The following is a 9,708-nucleotide window of genomic DNA, read 5'->3' as shown; positions in this document are numbered from 1 at the left end:
AAATCGTAGTCCGGATTTTACTGTTAGAGAACCAAGAATTAATAGTTAATTCCCAGCCCCATGATTGTGTAAATTAGTCGAGTGTCACTTCACCAGCGACATCAGTATTAAAGAATTTAGTAATAGCTTTGATATCCATTCCTTGACCAAGCCCCCACATTAGCTTAGTGATGGCACTTTCAGAAGTCATGTCACGAGCGCTAATAGCTCCTTCTAATAACGCCAGCCGCCCGACTTCGTACTTCGTTAAGTCGCTCCGTTCATACAAACATTGACTGGTGGTAATGATGGGAATTCCATTCCGAATCAATTCACCAACAGCTGCGACCATGTTACGACGAATCGAAGTCATCCCACCGAGACCATAAGCTTCAATGACAATCCCGTGACAGCCGTTCTTCGCCATTGCATGTAAGAGAACGGGATCGAAGCCCGGAAAGAGTTTAACTAATGATACATGGGTATCAATCTTCGTGTTTAATTGACATTCTCCTGGTTGTGGCAAGCGGTGGTCCTTAACTGAAAAACCATCCGAGGTAACTTCAGCAACTGGCGGAACATTAACGCTTTCAAACGCATCAAAGGCAGTAGTCCTAACTTTGACGCTTCGGCAACCACGCATTACTTTACGGTTGAATGCAATATAAACTCCAGGAGCACAATTAGCGGCAGCGGTAAAGGCGAGTCGGAGGTTATCAGGGGCATCGCTGAGGAGGACGTTCATCGGCACTTGACTACCGGTTAAAACTACGGGCAGGTTGATATGCTGTAACATAAACGTAAGCATGGAGGCAGTGTATGCCATTGTATCTGTTCCATGTGAAACAACAATGCCATCATAGTCATTCCGATGTTCATAAACTGCTTCAGCGATAATTTTCCATTCTTCAGGTTGAATATTTGATGAGTCTAGTTCTAAAATGTCACGAACAGTAACATCATATTGCAGCCGGCCAAGCATTTTGATTAATTCTTCACCGGATTCACCGGGAGCTAACCCTTCATCGGATACGACGGAAGCAATTGTTCCCCCGGTAGAAAGAAGTAGTAATTTTTTAGTCATTTTCTTCACCATGATTCATTTTTTATTAATATTTTAAATAGGGATTTTCAGTGAAACAAGTTAAACGCCTATAATTTAACTTAAATTAGGCCAATTTTGATTAATTTCATTAAGTAGGGGCGTTAAAGAATTTCTTTGTTTCTTAAGGTAATTAGCATAAAACGTCATTGTCGCAGCTTCATCGGTAATCGGGAGTCTGACTCGATCGTCGTTTGAAGTACGTTGTTGTGGATTAGCTGTTGTTATATTAGTGCTAAAGTATGGGAAACTAGAATATTTTGTGATTTCAGTAAGTGCAGCCCATTCTTCTTGATATAAAAATTTAGCATTTGGAATATATTTTTGGATGATTTCTTTCCATGGTCCGATATCGTTCAAAACGACAAAGCTTAAGCCGGCTAGGTCCTTGAAAGAAACCTGTTGCGAATTAGCAAGGTACATAAATTTATCAAGATTAACATAGAGATTTTCGGTCCCTAAATAACGCGATTCAATTTGAACAGTTTGAATCTCTTGGTCGCTGATAATTATTGAATTTTCATTATTTAAAAGTGAAGTGGTGATTTGGTCAGGGGTAATAAACTTCTCGTCAATCAAAATTTGTGTAGAGAAAGCTGCACTTTTTACGCGAAGCAGAATTAATGGGCCTGGAGCAATTGATGCAATTTTAATTACTGATTGTCGAGCAGCATAATTTTGAAGCTGTTGAACAAAGTTGCGGTTGACGGCGAGAACTTCAGTAGCTTTTTCAGCAGCTAATTTTCCGGTATCAGTAAGGATGATGCGGTTAGGTTGGCGGTCAAATAATTGAATTCCAAGCTCGTCTTCTAATTTTTGCATCCCCCGGGTAACGGTTGGTTGGGTAACGTTAAGTTTTTCAGCGGTTTTAGCAAGTGTTTTTTCACTGGCAAAGGTCACTAATTCTTCAAGCAAGTAATTGTCGATCATTAGACCACTCCTTAATAGTATGCGCTGATTGTATACTACCATGTAAAGATAGTAATTTTCAATTTGTAAATTAGCAATTAATATATAGACAACAATTAATTACAGGAAGGAAGAATGATTTTATGACAAATGTACCAACAGTAAAATTAAATAACGGAGTAGAAATGCCAACCCTTGGATTTGGAGTATTCCAAGTTCCAGACTTAAGTCAAGCTGAACAAGCAGTTACCGATGCTCTTGAAGTCGGCTATCGTTTAATTGATACTGCTGCTGCTTACCAAAACGAAGAAGCAGTTGGAAAGGCAATTAAGAATAGTAGTGTAAACCGTGAAGATGTTTTTGTAACTTCCAAGTTATGGGTGTCTGATTTTAACTATAAGCGAGCTAAAGCAGGGATTGACGCTTCACTGCAAAAACTTGGCCTTGATTACATGGATCTTTACCTTCTCCACCAACCATATGGCGATACAATGGGGGCTTGGCGAGCGTTACAAGAAGCACAGAAAGAAGGTAAGATTCGCGCAATCGGTGTATCGAACTTCTACGCTGACCAACTAAAGGATCTTGAATTAACAATGCCTGTTAAGCCAGCGGTCAACCAAATTGAAGTTAACCCTTGGTACCAGCAAGATCAAGAGGTTAAATTTGCGCAAAGTGAAGATATTCGTGTTGAAGCATGGGCACCATTTGCGGAAGGTAAGCATGATATCTTTACCAACGAAACAATTGCGGAAATTGCTGCCAAGTATGGCAAGAGCAATGGTCAAGTAATTCTTCGCTGGCTTTTACAACGGGGTATTACTGTCATTCCAAAGTCAGTCCACAAGAACCGGATGGAAGAAAATATCGATGTCTTTGATTTTGAACTTTCCAATGATGATATGAAAAAGATAGCTGGTCTTAACAAGAACGAAAGCCAATTCTTTGACCACCGTGATTCGGTTACGATTGAACAAATCTTTGGCTCCAGCTTAAAGATGGTTCAAGATGACGAAAAATAAAAGTTTTGGGAAGTTTTATTAGAGGATGCTATAAGAAAAAAACTTGGTGATTTTAACAGTCCCGAGTTTTTTCTTTATTATCAGAACACTTGGCCTTATCTTCATTTGTTTTGGAATTCTTTAATAGCACCGATACGAATTTTAAAGAAAAATTCTGCCATTTGTGATGGTGAGTAATTTTGATTTTTTCGCCAAAACTGAATTATTCCGATCAAAGAGGAAATACTATAGTAAGAAAACATATCTGGATTCAATTTCTGGATACTAACCGGGATGTAAGGATGTGATTTTTCTTCTAAGTTGATTAAATAAGTCATTAATTTATTAGTAAAGCCTAAGTTGGCATTTGGGCCCATAAGAACTTGCAAAAGAGGAAAATTATCTTGAAAGACCTTAAAGAAGCTTGTTAGTGCTCTTAAATTAGGATGAGGATGTAAAGACTGAGTAGTTAGCTGAAGATTAGTGATCATTTTTGCATGCGGAGTGTCTAACTTATGAAGAAATTCTTGTTCTATATTCTCTAAAATGTCCCATTTATCGTTGTAGTGTCGATAGAGAGTGACACGATTAAGATTAGCTTTTTGAGCAATCTGGCTCATGGTGATGTGGTTAATACTTTCCGTTTTTAAAAGTAATAGTAAGGCATCTTGAATTTTTTTCTCAGTTTTAGATTTTTTCATAAAAATACAACACCTTGTAGCTTTTTGTAGTTCTAGTATAACACCCTCTTTTTTATAATGACGATATTATTAGAAATAAGAGGAGATTGCTATGTTAAAACTATTAAAAAACAAATTTTTATGGTTACCAATTATAGTAGCTTTATTTATCGGAGCCTACTTTTCAATTACTGCAACACCTTCAACTCATGTTAAAGTTAACGATTTGCCAATCGCTATTGTAAATGAAGATCGCGGAGTAACTGGGGAAAATTTGGCGAAACAAATAACAGAAACAACTAGTTCTTCAAACTCTTCAGCAATGAGTATTAAATGGACAGTGTTTGACTCTGAAAAAAAGCTATTAAAAGATATGAATCGAGAAAAATATTATGGGGCAATTGTTATCCCTAAAGATTTTTCAGAAAAACTTCAAAGCTTAACAGCACCTAATGCACAAAAAGCAGAATTAAAGATTATTATTAATCAGGGAATGGGAACAACTGTTACAACCCAAGTCAATACTGCATTGACGCAGATGACAACTCAATTAAACAATAAACTCAGCACTAACTTACTACAAAACGTAGCGAATAGGTCAACATCAATTCCAGCAACAATGGCATTGAATTTATCTAATCCATTAACCATAAAAAAAGAAAAGGTTAATAAAACTGGCGATTTGGCAAATGGTGGCGCACATTTCTTTCAATCGGTATGGCTTGGAAGCCTAGGAACGTCAATGCTTTTAGGATTTGCATTCTCAAAAATTCGATTTAAATCGCTTAAAGAAAAATTTTCAGCTTTGTTTGTTCAACTAATAGCTGCTGGGATATCAGCTTTAGTGATCGGTTATGGAGTTCCCGCATTACAATCTTGGATTTTGGATGTCAATATTCCTAACTTTACTGAACTGGGACTATTTATGTCGCTATGTGCTTTTGCCTTCATTATCTTTATTAATGGAGTAGAATCATGGGTTGGGATAATTTCAATTCCAGTTTTTATGTTACTGCTATTCTTTGCAGCGCCATTATTAACTGCAGTTCCTGAATCGTTAAATGGTTTTTATAGTACATTAGCTGATTGGCTCCCGATGTCTTACATGTATAGGGGAGTAAAAAGCATTATGTACTTTAACCATGGACCTGCAAACTCTGTAGTGATGGGACTAATCTATACGATAATTACAGGATTAATTCTAATAATTACCGCTCAATTTAAGAAGGATAATAAGAAAGAAGGTAGCAACTAATGAAACTATTTATTCTTGGAGCAACTGGACGAACGGGACAGGAATTAGTTCGGCAAGCGCTATCAGAGGGACATGAAGTGGTAGCATATGTGCGTTCTCCTGAAAAATTAAATTCACAAGAAAAATTAACGATAATTCAAGGGACACTTGAGGAGACAACAAAGCTTCAGCAGGCAATGCTGTCTTGCGATGCAGTATTAGTTGCCCTGGGAAATCCAATTAAGGATAGTTCCGCTGATTTATTTGCTAGTTTTATACCGCGATTAATTAAGATAATGAGACTAGCTGATGTATCACGGATTATTGTTTTATCAAGTTTGGGAACTGGTGAAACTATCAGAAATGTAACTTATCCATATAAAATCGGGGTTCAAACATTTTTGAAGGGGAATCAGGCTGATCATGAGAAAGGAGAACGCCATTTAATCGCCTCAAACTTAAACTGGACGTTAATTTATCCGGGTCCACTTTTCGATGGTCCTAAGACTGAACATCCACTGGTTAGAAATGCAGCTTCCGGTTATAAAATGCCAGGAGCACCGCGTACGAATCGTGCAGATGTTGCAGCAGTAATGCTTAGCCAATTAAATCGAGAAGAAAGCTACCAGCAAAAATTACTTATGTGTTCAAAGCGGGGAAAATAGATGTCGAGAATATATATCATTGTTATTTAGTTATTAGGGTGTGGTAGAATAATTAAACATCTTAGAGATTTTTTAGATCAATCTATTGCAAGAATCATCCAAGGAGTGATTGAAGTGCAATTAATTATTACTGATACTGCTAGCAAATGGTTCCAACAAAAATATAACCTGGTTAGTGGAGACGGAATAAAGCTTTATGGTAAAACAATTCAACCACACAATGTTAAACATGGTCCTAAGCAAGGGTATGAACCTGAATCGACACTCGATGAGGCAACAATCGTCATAACAAAAGATGGTATTAATTACCATGTTAACTTTGCGGATGCTTGGTTCTTCTCAGGACTAGTTGTTACTGTTGATTATCAGCAAGAGACAGAAGAGCCAGTTTTTATTTTTCGCCGTGAAGATAATGGTGAAGCAGACGTTGATGCTGCAACCGGAGCATCACGAAAATATGAAGAATATTGGGAATAAAAATTATTGTTAAGCTCATGATTTGATGTTATAACAATATTATCTTAGGTACTTGCAGGCGATTCCTAGTATAATATTGCCGTTGATGGAAAGGATATTCGATGAGAATCAATGTTTTGCAACATACGCCCAATGAAGGACCAGGTTCAATTCAACAATGGTCACAAGAACATGGCCATGAAATGTATATCTATCACCCATATCAGTTTGGTAACTTGCCAACTAGTGATCAGACGGATATGTTAGTTATCCTTGGCGGTCCAATGAGCCCTAATGATGACATGGATTGGATTAAGCAAGAGCGGGTTTTAATTCGGCAATTGTTAGAAGATCATAAGCCGATTTTTGGTGCATGTTATGGTGCCCAGCAAATTGCTAAAACGCTTGGCTATGCCATCAAAAAAGCGCCCCATAAAGAAGTGGGGTGGGCTCCGGTATACCTTCAAAGTGACGTTATTCCTAATATCCCGCCGAAGTTAACTGCATTGCACTGGCATGAAGAAATGTTTGAAGTTCCCGATGAAGCAGAGTTGCTGTTTAGTAGTGATTTGGTAAAAAATCAAGGTTTTATACTCCACGATAATGTTATCGGGCTTCAATTTCATTTTGAACCTGAGGCAGATAATGTGCGTGAGATTGCAGTTAATGATGATCAATATCCGTTGGACCATAATGATCTTCATCAAACGGGTTCGGAGATTATTGCACATGGTGTTCCAGCGGAGAATAAACAGGTAATGTATCGATTGTTAGACTTCATTGCGGATAAATAGGCTCATAAAGATTGAAGCTAGAAGAGACGCTAATTTCGCACTTTTAAATTTCTGAAAATAAAAAGATGAAACCAAGAAAAGTAAATTTTCTAGTTTCATCTTTTTTAATTATGGGTTCAACCGGTTAAGCATCCGTGGGAATGGGATGTTTTCCCGAATGTGATCTTGAAGAGTGATCCAGGCAAGGAACCGCTCAAGACCCATTCCAAAACCAGAGTGAGGTACTGAACCATACTTCCGTAAGTCGTCGTACCAACCATAGTTTTCTTTACTTAAGCCGTTTTCTTCTAACTTACTTGTGATGTATTCATAATCGTAAGAACGTTCGGAACCACCAATAATCTCACCGTAACCTTCTGGTGCTAATAAGTCAGCACAGATAACTTGGCGATCATCTTCAGGATCAGTTGGCATGTAGAATGCTTTAATTTCTTTTGGATAGTTCTTGATAAAGACAGGCTTCTTGAATTGGTCAGCTAAGTAAGTTTCTTCTGGAGACCCAAAGTCTGCACCATATTCAATATCAAAGCCGCCTTCCTTAAGCATTTCAATTGCTTCCTTGTAGGTAATTCGTGGATAAGGTAATTCAGTAAACGGCTTTAAGCTTTCAACACTACGGCCAACCATTTCCAATTCGGTTGCACAATGGTCAATCAAATCTTGAATTAGGTAGGCAATGTATTGTTCTTGAATTTCTTCACTTTCTTCTTCATGCATCCACGCCATTTCTGGTTCAATCATCCAGAATTCCATTAAGTGACGACGAGTCTTTGACTTTTCAGCACGAAATGTTGGTCCCATGGTATAAATACGGCCAAGTGCTAGGGCCCCGGCTTCTCCATATAGTTGACCAGATTGTGAAAGGTAAGCTGATCGGTCAAAGTAGTCTGTTTCAAATAATTCAGTAGTTCCTTCAGGAGCACTTCCCGTTAAAATTGGTGCATCGAACTGGGTGAAACCATGCTTGTCAAAAAATTCCATTGTTGCAAGCTTAACGCGGCTCCGAATCCGCATTAGTGCCCACGGCTTACGCGAACGTAACCATAAATGACGGTTATCAAGCAAGAAGTCGATACCATGTTCTTTGTTACCGATGGGGTATTCTTCGCTTTTGCCAACGATATCAAAATCCTTAATATGAATTTCATACCCAAATTTGGAACGCGTATCTTCAGCAATTTCACCAGTTACCCAAAAACTAGTTTCTTGGTGAAGATCATGCTTAGCGGAATCAAACTTTTCTTCTGAAACATCATTCTTTCGGATAATTCCTTGGAAAAAGCCAGTTCCATCACGGAGTTGCAAGAAGGCAATCTTACCGCTTGAACGCTTATCAGTTAACCAAACACCGATTTTAACGGTTTCCCCAACATGTTGAGGAGCTTCACTAATTGTAATAGTTTCCACTTTTATACTCTCCTTAAAATTATAAAATTTGAATGTGGTTTTCTTCACACTTCTTAATCATATCTTCTGGCCAAATACTTGCTTGCACTTCCCCAACATGTGCTTTGCCAAGTAGGAGCATGCAGAGCCGTGATTGACCAATTCCTCCACCAATTGTATATGGTAATTCGCCGTTGAGCAACATTTTATGGAATGGTAATTTTTCACGATCAGTTGCGTCAGCTTGTTCAAGTTGGTATTTCATTGATTCTGGACTAACCCGGATTCCCATGCTTGAGATTTCAATCCGCCGTTGTAATGGTTCATACCAAAAAATAATATCACCGTTCAAGCTCCAATCATCATAATCGGGTGCACGGCCATCGTGAGGTTTACCGCTACGCTTTAGCTTATCACCGATCTTCATTACAAATACGGCACCAAGTTCTTTAGCAATCTTATCTTCACGTTCCATTGGTGTTAAATCTGGCCACCGGTCTTCAAGCTCTTGAGTAGTTACAAAATGAATTTCGTCTGGAAGGTGGTAGACAGCTTGTGGGAACTTGTACCAAACTTCATGTTCCATATGCTTGATAACCTTGAAGATTGTCCGAACTGTATCTTTTAGCGTTTCTTCTGTTCGTTCATCCTTGGCAATGACCTTTTCCCAGTCCCATTGATCAACATAAATCGAATGGAAGTTATCAAGATCTTCTTCTTTACGAATTGCGTTCATGTTAGTATAAAGACCTTCGTGCATTCCAAAGCCGTACCGTTTGAGGGCGAGGCGTTTCCATTTAGCAAGGGAATGAACAACTTCAACAGTTTCTTCCGGCATGTCCTTCATTTCAAATGATACCGGTTGTTCAATCCCATTTAAGTTATCGTTTAGCCCAGTGCTTTTTTCAACAAACATCGGGGCAGACATTCGTTGAAGGTTGAGTTCTTTACCGAATTCATCTTGGAATGTTTCCCGAATGTAACGAATAGCAGCTTCAGTTTCCCGAATAGAAAGACGTGGATCATAGTCTTTTGGAATAGTTAAGTCCATAATAAGCACTCCTTAAAATTTAGATTTAGGAATGAACTAAAAAAAGCCCTCCATCCCTTAAAATTAAGGGACGAAAGGCTTTATTCCGCGGTACCACCCAAATTGTCTAGTAATACTAGACCTCCTCAAGAGCACACAATGCTCCGCCGGCAAGATAACGGACCGGTTCCGGCTAAGCCTACTCTAAGTAAACTCATTTGGGTTAGCAGCACTCGCGAAAGGGTTATTCACTAGCATAGGGTCGACTGATTTCTCACTATCATCAGTTCACTGAACGAATATAACTAGCTACTCTTCTTTCTCATCGCTTTTTTATTTTGTTAATTGTATTTTAACCTAATTCATTTAAAATGCAATACCTTATTTAAATTATTTTATCTTAGCTTATGCTGGTTTGTTTTAATTGTTATGTTTAGTAATGTTAAAAAACCAACAATTGTCAGGCGGCTTC

The 9,708-nt window shown here is 38.3% G+C and carries 10 protein-coding genes and 1 other annotated feature; of the genes, 5 read left to right on the top strand and 5 right to left on the bottom strand.

Annotated elements, in window-relative coordinates; genetic code table 11:
* Nucleotides 1-73: 73 nt before the first annotated feature.
* Nucleotides 74-1,063 carry an asparaginase gene (locus tag DTK66_RS04170; protein ID WP_153930945.1) on the bottom strand — a complete coding sequence of 330 codons (990 nt, stop codon included), beginning with the start codon at nucleotides 1,061-1,063 and terminating at the stop codon, nucleotides 74-76.
* Between the two features lie 75 nt (nucleotides 1,064-1,138).
* Nucleotides 1,139-2,011: a LysR family transcriptional regulator gene (locus tag DTK66_RS04165; protein WP_191667876.1), complete on the bottom strand. Its 873-nt coding sequence runs from the start codon at nucleotides 2,009-2,011 to the stop codon at nucleotides 1,139-1,141.
* A gap of 122 nt (nucleotides 2,012-2,133) precedes the next feature.
* Here DTK66_RS04165 and DTK66_RS04160 point away from each other — a divergent pair, with 122 nt between their 5' ends.
* Complete coding sequence (locus DTK66_RS04160) at nucleotides 2,134-3,012, top strand: aldo/keto reductase (protein ID WP_191667875.1); 879 nt, start codon at nucleotides 2,134-2,136, stop codon at nucleotides 3,010-3,012.
* A gap of 101 nt (nucleotides 3,013-3,113) precedes the next feature.
* On the opposite strand, the gene DTK66_RS04155 is transcribed toward DTK66_RS04160, so the two are convergent.
* Nucleotides 3,114-3,692, bottom strand: coding sequence for a TetR/AcrR family transcriptional regulator (locus DTK66_RS04155; protein WP_003669414.1), 579 nt, complete (start codon nucleotides 3,690-3,692; stop codon nucleotides 3,114-3,116).
* 91 nt (nucleotides 3,693-3,783) lie between these two features.
* Between DTK66_RS04155 and DTK66_RS04150 the strand changes: the two genes are divergently transcribed.
* The 4 genes from DTK66_RS04150 (at nucleotide 3,784) to DTK66_RS04135 (ending at nucleotide 6,820) form a co-directional block, all read left to right on the top strand.
* On the top strand, nucleotides 3,784-4,926 hold the full coding sequence (locus DTK66_RS04150; protein WP_191667874.1) for a DUF3533 domain-containing protein: 1,143 nt from the start codon (nucleotides 3,784-3,786) through the stop codon (nucleotides 4,924-4,926).
* Nucleotides 4,926-5,570 (top strand): NAD(P)-dependent oxidoreductase, encoded by a 645-nt coding sequence (locus DTK66_RS04145; RefSeq protein ID WP_191667873.1) that lies wholly within the window; start codon nucleotides 4,926-4,928, stop codon nucleotides 5,568-5,570. Before DTK66_RS04150 ends, DTK66_RS04145 begins: the two co-directional genes overlap by 1 nt.
* Nucleotides 5,571-5,675: 105 nt before the next feature.
* On the top strand, nucleotides 5,676-6,047 hold the full coding sequence (locus tag DTK66_RS04140; protein WP_003669411.1) for a HesB/YadR/YfhF family protein: 372 nt from the start codon (nucleotides 5,676-5,678) through the stop codon (nucleotides 6,045-6,047).
* Nucleotides 6,048-6,148: 101 nt separating this feature from the next.
* Nucleotides 6,149-6,820, top strand: a complete 672-nt coding sequence (locus DTK66_RS04135) for a type 1 glutamine amidotransferase (protein ID WP_191667872.1) — start codon at nucleotides 6,149-6,151, stop codon at nucleotides 6,818-6,820.
* 108 nt (nucleotides 6,821-6,928) lie between these two features.
* Here DTK66_RS04135 and asnS read toward each other — a convergent pair whose 3' ends face one another.
* Entirely contained in the window at nucleotides 6,929-8,227 is a 1,299-nt protein-coding gene (gene asnS, locus DTK66_RS04130; protein ID WP_191667871.1) for an asparagine--tRNA ligase, read from the bottom strand.
* A 19-nt stretch (nucleotides 8,228-8,246) separates the two neighbouring features.
* A complete protein-coding gene (gene asnA, locus DTK66_RS04125) occupies nucleotides 8,247-9,257 on the bottom strand; it encodes an aspartate--ammonia ligase (RefSeq protein ID WP_191667870.1) in 1,011 nt (336 codons plus the stop codon).
* Nucleotides 9,258-9,320: 63 nt separating this feature from the next.
* Nucleotides 9,321-9,571, bottom strand: a binding site (T-box leader).
* Nucleotides 9,572-9,708 lie beyond the last annotated feature (137 nt).

Origin of the sequence: Limosilactobacillus walteri (assembly GCF_014830205.1) — a bacterium.
Taxonomy (GTDB): domain Bacteria; phylum Bacillota; class Bacilli; order Lactobacillales; family Lactobacillaceae; genus Limosilactobacillus; species Limosilactobacillus walteri.
The sequence above is the reverse complement of the archived record's forward strand: the minus strand, read 5'-3'. Positions and strand labels throughout refer to the sequence as shown.